Origin of the sequence: Rhizobium sp. N621, from assembly GCF_001664325.1 — a bacterium.
Taxonomy (GTDB): Bacteria; Pseudomonadota; Alphaproteobacteria; order Rhizobiales; family Rhizobiaceae; genus Rhizobium; species Rhizobium esperanzae.
In genome coordinates, this window is sequence record NZ_CP013499.1 from 99,395 (window position 1) to 113,737 (window position 14,343).

Genomic DNA, 14,343 nt, shown 5'->3' on the forward strand with positions numbered 1-14,343 from the left:
GTCGGGCATGTTTCTGGAGAAGGCGATGGACGGAACGGAGGAGCAGCCGACACTGCGGGAAAAGGCGTATGCGAGCTTTACGCGTCACCTTCTTGCACGTGACGTGCGCCCTGGCCAGTTCGTTTCCCAGCGCCGCCTCGTGGAACTGACGGGACTGCCGCTCGGTGCCATCCGGGAGCTCATCCCCAGGCTTGAAGCCGAAGGGCTGATCAAGACCGTGCCGCAGCGGGGTTTGCAGATCGCTCACATCGATCTCAATCTCATCCGTGAGGCCTTCCAGCTGCGCGTGTTCCTGGAGAAGGAAGCCGTGGCCCTCTTCACCCGGTCCGCGTCGGACGAGACGATCGCAAAGCTCGTGAAACAGCATCGGGATATCGCCGACGCCATCCGCAGCGGCGGCGGATCGCACGAATTGGAGCTGCGCGCGCAGGCTGTCGACTGGGGCATGCATGATGCCTTTATCGACGCCCTTGGCAATACTATCATTTCGAATGCCTACCGCGTGAACTCGATCAAGATGCGCCTGATCAGCCAGGACCGCTTTCGCATCGACGGTCACGTCGGACCCGTCATGGGCGAGCATCTGAAGGTGCTCGAGGCGATCGAACGACGTTCGGCGGAGGACGCCGTCAACAGCCTTGTCGCACACATCAATCATGCAAGGGATCGTGCGCTCGGGATATAATCGAGAATGAACAGCCGGAGATGAGGAGATCGCCGGCAAAAGGAGGAGGATTACATGCCATCATTCTTCAACCCGACGCGGCGCGGCTTTCTGGCCGGCACGGCCGCCCTTGGGGCCAGCAGCGTGCTCGGCATGCGGCCGGCAGCGGCTGCGGTCGACTGGAAGCGCTTCGCCGGCGCCACGCTCGAAGTCAATCTGGTCAAGAGCCCGCGCAGCGAAATCCTGACCAAGTATCTGTCGGAGTTCGAGGAGCTCACCGGCATCAAGGTCAATGCCGAAGCAACGCCTGAACAGCAGCAGCGCCAGAAGACAACCATCGAGCTGAGCTCCGGAAAACCGAGCTTCGACGTTGTGCACCTCAGCTACCACGTCCAGAAGCGGCAGTTCGAGAAAGGCGGCTGGCTTGCCGATATCAGCGGCTTTCTCAAGGACGCCTCGCTGACTGACCCCTCCTTGGTGGAAAGCGATTTCGCCGAAGCAGGTCTCGCCTTCGCCAAGGATGCCGACGGCGTTCTGCGTTCGCTGCCTTTCTCGGTCGATTACTGGATCATCTACTGGAACAAGGCGTTGTTCGAGAAGAAGGGGCTTGCCTACCCCACCAGCTTCGAAGAACTGGCAAGCGCCGCAGAAGCGCTGACCGATGCCTCGACCAACACCTATGGCTTCGTCGCCCGCGGCCTGAAGAACGCCAACACGCCGGTCTGGACGACGTTGCTGCTTGGCTACGGCTCGAGCCCGCTCGGCCCGGACGGCAAGCTGCGCACGACATCGCAGGAAGCGATCGACGCGGCCAAACTTTATCAGAGGCTAATGACCAAGACCGCTCCTCCCGGCGTTTCCGGCTTCAACTGGGCCGAGGCGCAGTCGGCCTTCCTGCAAGGCAAGATCGGCATGTGGCTGGATGGCGTCGGTTTCGCCCCGCCGATCGAAAATCCGGAAAAGTCGCGCGTCGTCGGCCAGGTCGGTTACGGCGTCATGCCGAAAGGACCGAAGGCGCAGGCCGCCGGCACCTTCGGCGACGGCCTTGGTGTCGTCGCGGCAAGCCAGAAGAAGGAAGCCGCCTACCTGTTTTGCCAATGGGCGATTTCGCACGACATGGGCGCGCGCCTGCTGCAAGCCGGCGCCGGCGTTCCGTTCCGCCAGTCCGTGCTCGAGGATGCGAAGGTCCGCGAAGGCGTAAAGATGCCCGGCACATGGCTGGATGCCGTTGCCGGCTCCGGCAAGATTTCGCAGCTCGCCCTGCCGGTCATAATTCCGGTTACCGAGTTCCGCGACATCTATGGCGTCGGCCTCACCAACATGATCGGCGGCGCCGATCCTGAAACCGAACTGAAGGCGGCAACGGCGCAGTTCGAACCCGTCCTGGCGAAAAGCGAGGGATAATGGCTTCGGCAGGCATCGAAACGGCCGCCATGGCCAAGGCGTCGAAAGGAAGGAGCAAACCGGATCGGTTTGCTCCCAACTACTGGCCCTTCGTCATCCCGGCGCTCATTGTCATCTCAGCCGTCATCGTCTTTCCATGGGTGTTTACGGTGTGGATGAGCGTCAACAGCTGGACGCTCGGCCAGTCGCAGGTCTTTGCCGGGCTCGACAATTATATCAGACTCGCCACCGACATGCGCTTCTGGGAGTCGCTGTGGCATACGGTGCTCTATACGGCGCTCTCCGTGCTGGTTCCCCTTTTTCTGGGGACGCTCGCCGCGCTGATCTTCGATGCCCGATTCCCGCTGCGCGGCCTCATACGAGGCATATTCGTGATGCCGATGATGGCGACCCCCGTCGCCATCGCGCTCGTCTGGACCATGATGTACCATCCGCAGCTCGGCGTGCTCAACTATCTCCTCTCCTTCGTCGGCATCGGCCCGCAGGAGTGGATCTACAATCAGCGCAGCGTCATTCCCTCGCTGGTGCTGGTCGAAAGCTGGCAGTGGACGCCGCTCGTCATGCTGATCGTGCTCGGCGGCCTGGCGGCGGTTCCGCGCGAACCTTATGAAAGCGCTGAGATCGACGGCGCCAATGTCTGGCAGAAATTCCGCTATCTGACGCTGCCGATGATCGCGCCCTTCCTGATGATCGCCGTGATCATCCGCAGCATCGATGCGGTGAAGAGCTTCGACATCATCTATGCCATGACCCAGGGCGGCCCCGGCACGGCATCGGAAACGATCAACATCTATCTCTACAACACCGCCTTCGCCTATTACGATATCGGCTATGGCTCAGCCATGGCGGTCGTCTTCTTCATCCTCATCGTGCTGCTCTCCTTCGTCCTGATGATGATCCGGCAGCGCGTCAACTGGTCCGACGGGGAGGCACGCTGATGAAGCGCAAGACGCTCGATCGCATCGGACTGCTGTTCGTCGCGCTGGTGATGATCTCGCCGGTCGTGCTGTTTTTCCTCTGGATGATCTCGCTGTCGCTGAAATATGAAATCGACAACGGCGCCTATCCGCCGATCTTCATCCCGGAGCGTTTCGCTTGGTCAAACTATGTGAAGGTTTTCGAGGAGAACAATTTCTTCCTTTATCTCTGGAATTCGCTGCTGGTGACCGGCAGCGCCACGATTCTGGCGCTTTTGATCGGCGTGCCGGCCGGATACGGAATCGCGCGTCTGAAGGCGGAGAAATCCGCGATGGTCATCATGATCGCGCGCATGACGCCCGGCCTGTCGTTCCTGATCCCGCTCTTCCTGTTGTTCCAGTGGCTGAACCTGCTCGGCACGCTCATGCCGCAGATCATCATCCATCTCGTCGTCACCGTGCCGATCGTCGTGTGGATCATGATCGGCTATTTCGAGACGACGCCGATGGAACTGGAAGAGGCTGCGAGCATCGACGGCGCCACGCCCTGGCAGGTTTTCCGCCTGGTCGCCTTGCCGATCGCGAGGCCCGGCATCGTCGTCGCCTTCATCCTGTCGGTGATCTTCTCCTGGAACAACTTCGTCTTCGGCATCGTGCTCGCCAGCCGCGAGACGCGCACGCTGCCGGTCGCCGTCTACAATATGCTGTCCTTCGAACAGGTGAGTTGGGGGCCGCTCGCGGCAGCCGCGCTGATCGTCACCTTGCCGGTGCTGATCTTGACCGTCTTTGCGCAACGACAGATCGTCGCCGGGCTGACGGCCGGGGCCGTCAAGTGAGCAGGTGAGGCGACCGCTAATGAGTTCCTCTGCCTTCGGCCCGCCGCCGGGTCCGCCACGCCGCGTGCTTTGCATCGGCGCGGCGGTGCTCGACACCCTGTTCCGGGTGCGCTCATTGCCATCGGGCCAGGGCAAGATCTTGCCCTATGAGATGCTGCAGGTCGCCGAAGGCATGGCGTCAAGCGCGGCATTCGCCGTCGCCCGGCTTGGCGGCCATGCCAGCCTCTGGGGCGCGGTCGGCGACGACGCCACCGGCGAACGGATCATTTCCGACCTCGGCGACAGCGGCATAGACACGAGCGGCATGACGGTTGTGCAGGGCGCCCGCTCGGCCGTCTCGACGATCCTCATCGATGATGAGGGCGAACGCCTGATTGTGCCTTTCTACGATGAGAGGCTCCACGATACGGTCAGGTTGGTCACCGAGCAGGAGATGTCTGCTTTCGATGCGGTGCTTGTCGATGTCCGATGGCCGAAGCTTGCACTGCGGGTGTTGATCGCAGCTGGCAAGGCCGGCAAACCGGCCATACTCGACGGCGACGTTGCCGGCGAGGGGGTCATCGAGATGCTGGCGCCGGCCGCCAGCCACATCGTGTTTTCGCAGCCCGCGGCCGAGCGGCTTGCCGGGACGGCGGATCTCGTCGAGACCGTCGGCCTGCTGAAACGGAAATTCGAACATGCCTTCATCAGCGTCACGGCTGGCGAACATGGCTCCCTGTGGTTCGATGATCCAAGCGGCGACATCCGTCACCTTGCCGCGCCGAAGGTGAGAGCGATCGACACACTTGCAGCCGGCGACATCTTCCACGGCGCCTTCGCGCTGGCAATCGCGGAAGGCATGCCGATCGCAGAGACGATGCGACTGTCATCCATGGCGGCGGCTCTCAAATGCCAGGTGTTCGGCGGACGCATCGGCGCACCCACCAGAGCCCAAGTCTGCGATGCCCTGCGGGATTGGAACGCGTTTTCCAGAAGGTGAGCGAGTTCAATAGATGAGGCCGGACGTCGTGTCGCCGACCGCGAGATGCGCTTCCACTATACGAAGGCCAGACCTTGCCAAATTTTGCCATGCTGGCTATCTTGGTCTTATGGGCACTATGAATATCTCGCTACCGGACAATTTGAAGCACTTCGTCGACCAGCAGGTCGCCGGTCGAGGATATGGCACGAGCAGCGAGTACGTGCGCGAACTCATCCGTCGCGACAAGGATCGGCAGCAGTTGCGCAATCTTCTGCTTGAGGGCGCGTCATCCGACACGACCGAACCCATTGACACCAGCTATTTCGATAGCTTGCGCGAGCGCGCAACGAAACAAAGCTCCAAGTGATCGCAAAACCTATCGTTCCCCGCCAGTCGGCTCGCGGGGATGTCGAGAATGCCGTGGATTATTACGCGCGCATGGCGGGAGCGCAGATAGCGGTAGGCTTCATCGATGCGCTGCAATCAACCTATACTTTGATCGCAGAGCATCCTGCATCGGGCTCACTGCGCTACTCATATGAACTCGGTCTGCCCGATCTGCGCTGTGCGACGCTGAAGGGTTTTCCTTATGTGATCTTCTATCTTGAACGAGCCGACCAGGTCGACGTGTGGCGGGTTCTGCACGCCAAGCAGGATATTCCGGCGTGGTTACAGGATTTAGAAGCATCGGATTAGCTCGGCGTATTTTTGATAGGCCTCTTCTGAGAGTTCCATAAGCTATCTTACGCCAGATTCGCCTGTAGCCGCAAAGTTAAAGTGTCCTGTTTCCGCAAAGTTGGAATGTCACACTCCCCGCATTTGCTGACGTGGGAGACAAGCGGATGGGATTGATTGCGATGAGCGAGCGCGATCTGCAGCGGATCGACGAGGAAAAGACGGCTCCTGCCTGTGATCCCGTCACTGGACCGTCCAAACACGTGCTCGCCGACCGCGCCTAGCGACGGGCACCTCCTGAATTGACTGGTGTCGTGCCTGGTCACCCAAGCGACGCGTCTCACCGGTTTCCGCCTTGCGCTTGCCGTCAAATGGCGCTAATTCGCGTTTGTAATGTTATTACATCACGCCCAGGCACAAACCGTGCTGGCAAATCTAAAGGGTTTCAGTGAATGAACAAGGCGACAACAACACTCAGCTACGCACTGGCTGTATCCGCAACATTGACTTTTGCAGGAATGGCAGGCGCTGAGACATCCTCCGGAAACAATCACAACCACAGCCATACCCACGATGAAAAGAGGTCGGTGTATGATGGGTATTTCGATGACGACCAGGTAAAGGCGCGTGAACTATCGGACTGGGAAGGCGATTGGCAGTCGGTCTACCCCTATCTTTTCGACGGAACCTTGGATCCGGTGATGGCTGACAAGGCGAAACATGGCGACAAGAACGCCGGGGAATATCGGGCCTACTACGAGACGGGATACAAGACCGACGTCGACCGGATCGTTATCAACGGAACGAAGGTCACCTTTTTCCGCGGCAAGGACTCCGTGATCGGAGACTACGAGACGGACGGGCACGAAATCCTCACCTACAAGAAAGGTAATCGAGGGGTTCGGTTCATCTTCAGAAAAAGCGCCGGTGATGACGCGGCACCTCAGTTCATCCAGTTCAGCGACCACATCGTCGCCCCCGAGAAGGCCGACCACTACCATCTCTATTGGGGCAATGACCGCGCCGCGCTACTGAATGAGGTCAGCAACTGGCCGACCTACTACCCCTCAAGCCTGAGTGGGAAGCAGATCGCCGAGGAAATGCTGAGCCACTGAGTTGAGCTTTTCGGGCTAGCTTGAAGCACCCTGCCGGAGCAGGTTTTCGTCAGGGCAAAGGCGATTGGCGAAGGCATATCCATTGGTACGTCCGAGCCGATCGCCTTTGATCCTGGCCAGGGATGCCCGGCTAGAGCTTTTCCGGGTTAGCTTGAAGCATTCTGCCGGAGCAGGGTTTCGTAAAGGGCAGAGGCGATTGGCGATGGGCATACCTCCAGGTACGTCCGAGCCGATCGCCTCTGATCCTGGCGGAAACATGCCCGGCCCGACGCCCTTCGGGCGGCGGCCGATGACGTTTGGCATGTTGGCAAGTCAGGCCGCTGCTCGAAAAATCGAGCCGGGCCGATCGATTGATAAATGGAAACTCTATCGCGCTCTGTGCGAGGCCAGGCCGCTGCTCGGCATTACCGACCGGGCGCTTTCCATCATGAACGCCTTGCTGAGCTTTTATCCTAAGGGAGAGCTCTCCGAGGACAGCAGGTTGGTTGTTTTTCCTTCGAACACGCAGCTCTCTCTGCGCGCGCATGGAATGGCGGAGCAGACGATCCGTCGCCATCTGGCGGCGCTGATCGAGGCCGGATTGCTGATCCGCAAGGACAGCCCGAACGGCAAACGTTACGCCCGCAAGGAGCAGGGCGGGGATATTCGTGAGGCATTCGGCTTCTCGCTGGCGCCGCTGCTTGCGCGCGCGGACGAGATCGAGCGGCTGGCGGCGGAGGTGGCAGCCGAGCGATTGCAGTTGCAGCGGCTCAAAGAACGCCTGACGATTTGCCGGCGCGACATCGCCAAGCTCATCGAGATGGCCATGGAAGAGGGGGCCTCTGGTGATTGGAGCGGGGTTCACCTGCATTTTCGAGGCATCGTCGAACGGCTGCCGCGATCGCCATCCTCCGAGAAGATCGCCGCCGCACTCGACGAACTGGAACTGTTGCGTGAAGAAATCACCAATCGGTTGGAAATACAGGTTAAAGCCCCCAATCAAAGCGGCAATGCCCAACATTCTGAGCGGCACATACAGAATTCAAATCCATATCTCATCACTGAACTTGAACCAGGCTTCGAAACGAAGCAGGGCGCAACGGCAGACGACCGATCGGAAGGTCGGGCCGAGCCGATGGCCAGAATAGCGACACATGAAGGGAAGGGCAGGCCCGTGCCGGCGGCAAACTCAACCTCGGTTGCCGCCGGCGGGCTCAGATCCTTCCCGCTGGGCCTAGTGCTGCAGGCCTGCCCAGAGATCACCGCCTATGGGCCGCAGGGATCGGTGGGCACATGGCGCGATCTGATGGCGGCGGCTGTCGTCGTGCGTTCGATGCTCGGAGTGAGCCCCTCGGCCTATGAGCAGGCCTGCGAGGTCATGGGGCATGAAAATGCGGCTACCGTCATAGCGTGCGTCCTTGAAAGGGCGGGGCACATCAATTCCGCCGGTGGTTACCTCCGTGACCTGACCCGCCGCGCCGAGAGAGGCGAATTTGCCATCGGACCGATGCTGATGGCGCTTGTCCGCACCAATTCGCCAATCAGGGGCAAGACCGGATGAAAAATGTCGTGTCATTTGTCCGCGCCAACCTATGGTTAACGAAAGGTGACGGAAATAAACAGAGAAATAACTTCTCGTTAAGATCTTCTGCCTTTGAGATCATGAGGTTACAAGATTTTTGATCGGCAAGGCGAGGGGAAGGATATGATCGACGATCGGACGGCGTTTTCTGGAGAAACGGTGCGGTTGGAGTTGACGTGAAACGCCTTTTTGACGATACGGCGCGGTGGCGTATGGCGGAAATCCGCTGAAGAGGCAACGGAAGAAGTGCGGGGCATGGGCTTGAAACGGGCGGTGGATTTTTTCCTGGCTTTGGTGGCTTCGGTCATCCTGTTCGTTCCGATCCTTGTCGTCGCTCTTAGTGTCCGGCTAACGTCGCCAGGACCGATCCTCTACTGGTCAAAACGTATCGGGCGGTTCAACCAGCTCTTCCTGATGCCGAAATTCCGCAGCATGCGCGTCGACACGCCTACAGTCGCCACACATCTGCTCGAAAACCCCGAGCGGTTCCTGACGCCCATCGGCTCGTTTCTGCGCAAATCCAGCCTCGACGAACTGCCCCAGCTCTGGTGCATTTTGGCGGGCAAGATGAGTTTCGTCGGGCCGCGCCCGGCGCTCTACAATCAGTATGATTTGATCGAATTGCGGAGGGCCCACGGCGTCGACAAGCTCCTGCCCGGATTGACCGGATGGGCGCAGATCAACGGGCGTGATGAATTGCCAATTCCGGAGAAGGTGAAATTCGATGTCGAATATCTTGAGCGGCGCTCCCTCGGTTTCGACATGCGCATCCTCTTTCTGACGGCCGACAAGGTAGTCCGCCGTAAGGGAATAAGGCACTAAAGTTACCTACTTCTGATAGATGGGCGGTGCGGAAGACTTTGATTTCCGATTATTTCAGTTGCGCTCGTTGTAGAAAATGACAAGAAGGTGGTTGTCTGATTGATCCGCGAGACGCTGGGAAGCAATGCCTGAAAATACCCCCACTGAGACGCCACGCTCGAGATGGTTCTTGGTGCCGATGCAGGCGCTCGTCGCCCCTCTGCTGGCCATGCCGCGTGCTGCCAAACGCGCGCTCGCCTTGCTGGTGGATTCCGGTCTTTGCGTCCTGACGATCTGGCTGGCTTATTGCTTCCGTCTAAACGAATGGACGGTGCTAACCGGCGTGCAGTGGTTGCCGGTCTTCGTCTCCTTGTGCATGGCGCTTCCCATCTTCATCGTCATGGGCATGTATCGGGCGATCTTCCGTTATGCCAACATGGCCGCTTTCATTGCCGTTCTAAAAGCAATTGCGATCTACGGCGTCGCCTTCATGACGATATTTACGGCGCTGAGCGTCCCGGGCGTTCCGAGAACCGTCGGCATTCTCCAGCCCTTCCTGCTGCTGATTGCGATCGGCCTGTCACGGTTGGGCATCCGTTATTGGCTCGGGGATACCTATCAGCGTATTCTTCACCAGAATACGCTCGCCAAGGTGTTGATCTATGGGGCGGGAAATGCCGGACGGCAACTCGCCGGCGCTCTGACGAACAGCGCCGAACTCAATGTCGTCGGCTACCTCGATGATGATCCGCGCCTTAAGGGCGGCATCATGGGTGGTTTGCCGATCTATGACCCGTCGGATCTTCCGGTGCTCGCCGAAGCACTTGGCGTGCACAACGTGCTTCTTGCTCTTCCATCCGCATCGCGACAGCGTCGCAATGAAATTCTCGAGCATATCCGCAAAGCCAGGGTGAACGTCCGGACATTGCCGGATCTCACGGCGCTGGCTCAGGGACGAGTCGCGGTCTCCGATATTCGTGAGCTGGAGATCGAAGACCTGCTGGGTAGGGAAGCGGTTGCGCCACGGCAAGAGCTGCTCGACAAGGCGATGCGCAACAAGGTGGTGATGGTCACGGGCGCCGGCGGCTCTATCGGCGGCGAGTTATGTCGCCAGATTCTGCGCAACGCGCCTTCGAGCCTCATCCTCATAGATCAGAACGAGTTTGCGCTTTATAATATTCATGCCGAATTGCTGAAGCTGGCCGAAGTTTACAAGCATGAGAGCCTGCAGATCGTGCCGATCCTTTGTTCCGTCCGCGACCAGGATCGCATGGAACATATCATGCAAAGCTGGCGGCCTCAGACGCTTTATCACGCTGCTGCTTACAAGCATGTGCCTCTCGTCGAACACAACGCCGTGGAAGGCATCAAGAACAATGTCATGGGGACATTGATCACCGCACGTGCGGCAAATAAATGCGGCGTCTCGAATTTCGTGCTGATCAGCACGGACAAAGCCGTGCGCCCGACGAATGTGATGGGCGCCAGCAAGAGGCTGGCCGAGATGGTGCTGCAGGCGCTTGCGGCAGAGCTGACCGCTGACAGATTGCGGACGAACTTCTCGATGGTCCGCTTCGGAAATGTCCTCGGTTCCTCCGGATCCGTCGTGCCGCTGTTCCGGCAGCAGATCAAGGACGGCGGCCCGGTTACCCTGACGCATCCGAAAATAACCCGCTACTTCATGACTATTTCGGAAGCCTCGCAACTTGTCATTCAAGCGGGCGCCATGGCCGACGGCGGCGATGTTTTCCTGCTCGATATGGGCGAGCCCGTCCGCATTGCCGATCTCGCCCGCAAGATGGTCGAACTGTCCGGATTGACCGTCCGGGACATTGATAATCCAGAAGGGGACATCGAGCTTGCCGTTACCGGCCTGAGGCCCGGTGAGAAGCTTTATGAAGAACTGTTGATCGGGGATAACCCCGAGACAACTGAACATCCGCGGATTATGAAGGCGCGCGAGGATTTCCTGTCCTGGGCGGAACTTTCAAAGAAGCTCAATTCGCTCAATGCGTCATTGGACCGAAACGACATGGTCGCGGCACGTGCGACTTTGGCAGAACTCGTTTCCGGCTATTCCTCGACGGGCGAGGTTTCCGATCTTGCATTTACCGGCGCCGAAACCAATCCGGCGCATGAAGATGTCAACGCGCTAGCCTCAGCCGCAGGAAATCAGCTTCGAACGACAGGTGCATAACGCGTGCTGCCCCGGTCCGCGCAAATAAGAGCGACCATATAGGCGAAGATCGGATCCAGAGCTTTTTGGTTGAACATGATACCGAAGCTGCCGGTTATAATGTAGCTGCTGGTCAGCAAGAGAGCGAGCGCTATGGCTAAATCGCGGCCAGGGCCAGGTTCCTTTTTCCAAGCACCGATCACGGGCGTCAGGAGCAGCAGCGAAAGCGCTGCGATGCCGAAAAGGCCGGCGTCAATTCCCGCGGTCAGAAAGCCATTATGGACATGCGAATAGGGCAGTTGCTGCCTTAGGCTCTCCGGGACTTCTGCCAAGACAGCAGCCATCCGGTTTTGCGGGCCATAGCCGGTCAACGGATCCTTGGTGATTGCCGATAGGGCGCCCTTGTAAAGAGCAACCCGCGCGCTCAGCGATGTGATATCGCCATTGGTGCTTTCGAGCGATGACAGATTGTCCTGGAGCTCACGGACGCGATAGACAACCTGGTCGCTGCCCAAGGCGAGAAGTGCCAGCAACAGTACCGATCCGGTGATGGCGAGGCTGCGCAGACTGACATGAAATCGGTTTTTGGGAAAATACCAGAGAAAGATGACGAGCTGAACGGGGATGACAAGCCAGGCCGAGCGTGTTCCGGAAAGCAGCGCGCAGCCGAGGCCCGCGGCATATCCCAATATCGCGATCTTTTGCTCCATGCTTTTGGGAGATTGAATATTGAGTAGCGCGACGCCGCCGAAAAGCACGCCGATAACGCCCAGCAGCGCCGCGTTCGAGGTTCCCGCCTCCGCCCTCGGCATCAGGAACAAGACCTGAAGCAGGCTGAAAAGAAAGGTAACGATCATGCCGAGACCCGCGCCGAGGATAAAGAGCGGCATAAGGCGGCCATCGGGAGATTGACGCATACGCGGCAAAATTAGCCAGATCGAAAAGAACGGCAGGAGCCGGAAAATCCAATCCAGTTCTTCCGAGAAAGGCGGATTGACGAATATGCTGACGATCATCACCACCGGGTAAATCGTCATGCAAATGGCAACCACTCGGTCGGACTTCGACAGGTTCAGAGGAAAGCGGGCTCTTGCCAAACAATAGAGGCCCGAGACCATCGACCCGAGGAGGATGAAGGAGTTGAAGTTAGGCGAAAGTCCGGGCAGGATTGCAAAGAGAAAGACCGCAATGCCATTGGTTCGATCAAGCGCGCTTCCTGACCCGTTCCCGGGGTGAAGCACCGCAATCACGAGTTGCCTGAAATAATTCACTTTGGTAGCCCTGACGTGTCGCTTTCCAGCCTCGCTAAGGACCGTTGTCACCGCTGTCAAGCCGTGAAGGCAGGAGGAACCTGCGCTTTTTTCACTGTCGTATTCCGGCAACAGCAGATTCGGATGCTCATTGCTCCTGCTCGATGACGGTCGCAACAGGCTGCAACAGCAAAGCTGTTCCGAACAGAAAACACGTTTGAGGTGCGAACCTATTGAGAAGCTTTGTCATCTGGCGGCGCATTCCCGCTATCAGGGAACGCCTGCAGGCACAGGATCTGAATCTCTCGCCATTCCAACCAAAGTGGCCGGCCGTTGTAGGAAAGCGACGCGCCAGCGCGCCGCCACTTTTGGGGCCTGCAGCTATCGCCAATATGGGCGCGGCGCGCTTTCCACCGATGACCGGCCGAGGAGATAGCCGAACCCGAATGCGAGAATACCAATACTGAGCAACAATGCGCTGGCGGTGTGCGGGTGGTTTCTAGCCCCGGCCGTGACTGCATGGACCTCACGTTTCACCCCGCTGGCCGCCGATTGGACAACCTTGGCCAGTCCTTCCGGCGGCTCGACGGGGGTACCGGTAAATCCGGCGTCCAAGTCTTTTTTATCGACCATGTCGGGAGACCTTTCCTGCATTGGCTCAAGACCGCAATTTAATTCTGCTCGCGTGTGCCGGGTGAGGCTTCGCGTTGGTCCGCGTCTTCGATATCCGTCTTGACCAGGAAGGCATCGCTATGTTGGCGCGAGGCCTCACGCAGCGCTTCCAGCTTGGGAGGATTGTCGGCCTCGCCATATTGCGCATCGAGCTCATGCTCGGCGCGAATCCAGTGATCCCGATGCCTGCCCTCCGGCCTGCCTTCCTTCTCCCACAGCGCATGTGCTCTTTTCCGGATCTCCTCCTCACGGAGCACCGCCGGGCCGGTTTCGTGTGTGGCTTGCCGCGCCATCTTCCCTTTCCGCGCGCCGGTGAGGGAGAGTTCCTTCAGCCGTGTGTCATCGGTCGTGTTTTCATTTTTTGTGCGTCGTACCGGGTTCTTCATCGGCGCCTCCTTGATTGGATCTCAACCAATTCGGCTGATCTAAGTTCCAACCAACAGTCTCGACAGCATCGAAACCCGCGGTGAAACGACCGCGAACCTCCAAATGTGATCCAAATTCCTCCGTAGGTCTTGGCAGGGTATTGCGACTGATATACTAATATGCCAGAAACACGATCGCTGGTTTTGATTATGCGGCAGTCCTCAGAAGCCCAAGCGCCTGCGGTTTCGATTTTTCAGGAAGTCGGTCCGAGGTTGCGACGCGTCACCACGGCCGGTGCCATCTATGAACGTCTCTATGCCGACATCGTCTCGCTCAGAATGCCGCCTGGCCTGTTGCTGCAGGAAAAGCGGATCGCCGAGGATTTCGGGGTGAGCCGCACGCCGGTGCGCGAGGCACTGCTCAGGCTCTCTGAAGGCGGGCTGGTCGACATCTATCCGCAGTCGGGCACGGTCGTATCGCGTGTGCCTGTCGCGTCGATCCCGGAGGCGGTGGTCGTGCGCAAAGCGCTCGAAGGTACGACCGTCGAGGCTGCCGCCGAAACCGCCAGCGCTGCCGATATTGCCCATCTGGATGCGATCATCTCCCGGCAGCGCTCGCTTGCTGCGCTCGGCAACGCCTCGAACTTTCATGAAGAGGACGAGGCCTTCCATGAGGCGATCGCTGAGATAGCAGGTTATCCCGGCATCTGGGCGCTTCTGAAGACGGTCAAGGTGCAGATCGACCGGGCGCGGCGGCTGGCGCTGCCGGCGCTTGGGCGCATGGACAACGTTGTCCGCGAACACATCGTCATTCGCAACGCGCTCGCCGCCCATGATGCTGCGGCTGCGCGCGGCGCGATGATCCATCACTTGAGCGCCGTCATTCCCGACGTCGACGAATTGCGCTCGCGTTACCCCGATTATTTCTGCTGAGGGCAGGATCACT

15 protein-coding genes are annotated in these 14,343 nt (G+C 59.1%); 12 read left to right on the plus strand and 3 right to left on the minus strand.

Features of this window, described 5'->3' with window-relative positions; translation table 11 throughout:
- Window positions 1-7: 7 nt before the first annotated feature.
- The 11 genes from AMK00_RS27555 to AMK00_RS27605 all read left to right on the plus strand — a co-directional run bounded on the left by AMK00_RS27555 (window position 8) and on the right by AMK00_RS27605 (window position 11,131).
- Window positions 8-685 (plus strand): GntR family transcriptional regulator, encoded by a 678-nt coding sequence (locus AMK00_RS27555; RefSeq protein ID WP_189637654.1) that lies wholly within the window; start codon window positions 8-10, stop codon window positions 683-685.
- Between the two features lie 54 nt (window positions 686-739).
- Window positions 740-2,068, plus strand: coding sequence for an ABC transporter substrate-binding protein (locus AMK00_RS27560; protein WP_064812403.1), 1,329 nt, complete (start codon window positions 740-742; stop codon window positions 2,066-2,068).
- A complete protein-coding gene (locus tag AMK00_RS27565; protein ID WP_064807399.1) occupies window positions 2,068-3,006 on the plus strand; it encodes a carbohydrate ABC transporter permease in 939 nt (312 codons plus the stop codon). The genes AMK00_RS27560 and AMK00_RS27565 overlap by 1 nt, the downstream gene beginning before the upstream one ends.
- Window positions 3,006-3,821: a carbohydrate ABC transporter permease gene (locus AMK00_RS27570; protein ID WP_064807400.1), complete on the plus strand. Its 816-nt coding sequence runs from the start codon at window positions 3,006-3,008 to the stop codon at window positions 3,819-3,821. Before AMK00_RS27565 ends, AMK00_RS27570 begins: the two co-directional genes overlap by 1 nt.
- Before the next feature lie 19 nt (window positions 3,822-3,840).
- Window positions 3,841-4,800, plus strand: coding sequence for a sugar kinase (locus tag AMK00_RS27575; protein ID WP_064812404.1), 960 nt, complete (start codon window positions 3,841-3,843; stop codon window positions 4,798-4,800).
- 109 nt (window positions 4,801-4,909) lie between these two features.
- Window positions 4,910-5,149: a type II toxin-antitoxin system ParD family antitoxin gene (locus tag AMK00_RS27580; RefSeq protein WP_064812405.1), complete on the plus strand. Its 240-nt coding sequence runs from the start codon at window positions 4,910-4,912 to the stop codon at window positions 5,147-5,149.
- A 53-nt stretch (window positions 5,150-5,202) separates the two neighbouring features.
- Entirely contained in the window at window positions 5,203-5,478 is a 276-nt protein-coding gene (locus AMK00_RS27585) for a type II toxin-antitoxin system RelE/ParE family toxin (RefSeq protein ID WP_406869912.1), read from the plus strand.
- A 431-nt stretch (window positions 5,479-5,909) separates the two neighbouring features.
- The gene (locus AMK00_RS27590) at window positions 5,910-6,572 is read left to right on the plus strand and encodes a ZinT family metal-binding protein (RefSeq protein WP_064812406.1); all 663 of its coding nucleotides are present in this window, start codon (window positions 5,910-5,912) and stop codon (window positions 6,570-6,572) included.
- Window positions 6,573-6,828: 256 nt separating this feature from the next.
- A complete protein-coding gene (repC, locus tag AMK00_RS27595) occupies window positions 6,829-8,112 on the plus strand; it encodes a plasmid replication protein RepC (RefSeq protein WP_064812407.1) in 1,284 nt (427 codons plus the stop codon).
- Window positions 8,113-8,388: 276 nt separating this feature from the next.
- Entirely contained in the window at window positions 8,389-8,955 is a 567-nt protein-coding gene (locus AMK00_RS27600; protein WP_064812408.1) for a sugar transferase, read from the plus strand.
- 124 nt (window positions 8,956-9,079) lie between these two features.
- Window positions 9,080-11,131 (plus strand): polysaccharide biosynthesis protein, encoded by a 2,052-nt coding sequence (locus tag AMK00_RS27605; RefSeq protein ID WP_082240390.1) that lies wholly within the window; start codon window positions 9,080-9,082, stop codon window positions 11,129-11,131.
- Here AMK00_RS27605 and AMK00_RS27610 read toward each other — a convergent pair.
- The 3 genes from AMK00_RS27610 to AMK00_RS27620 form a co-directional block, all read right to left on the minus strand.
- A complete protein-coding gene (locus AMK00_RS27610) occupies window positions 11,107-12,381 on the minus strand; it encodes an O-antigen ligase family protein (protein ID WP_064812409.1) in 1,275 nt (424 codons plus the stop codon). The two genes, AMK00_RS27605 and AMK00_RS27610, sit on opposite strands and share 25 nt — an antisense overlap.
- 360 nt (window positions 12,382-12,741) lie before the next feature.
- On the minus strand, window positions 12,742-12,993 hold the full coding sequence (locus AMK00_RS27615; RefSeq protein ID WP_064806653.1) for a hypothetical protein: 252 nt from the start codon (window positions 12,991-12,993) through the stop codon (window positions 12,742-12,744).
- 38 nt (window positions 12,994-13,031) lie between these two features.
- Window positions 13,032-13,418 (minus strand): DUF2934 domain-containing protein, encoded by a 387-nt coding sequence (locus AMK00_RS27620; RefSeq protein ID WP_064812410.1) that lies wholly within the window; start codon window positions 13,416-13,418, stop codon window positions 13,032-13,034.
- Window positions 13,419-13,607: 189 nt separating this feature from the next.
- On the opposite strand from AMK00_RS27620, the gene AMK00_RS27625 reads away from it, so the two are divergent.
- Complete coding sequence (locus AMK00_RS27625) at window positions 13,608-14,330, plus strand: GntR family transcriptional regulator (RefSeq protein WP_064812411.1); 723 nt, start codon at window positions 13,608-13,610, stop codon at window positions 14,328-14,330.
- Window positions 14,331-14,343 lie beyond the last annotated feature (13 nt).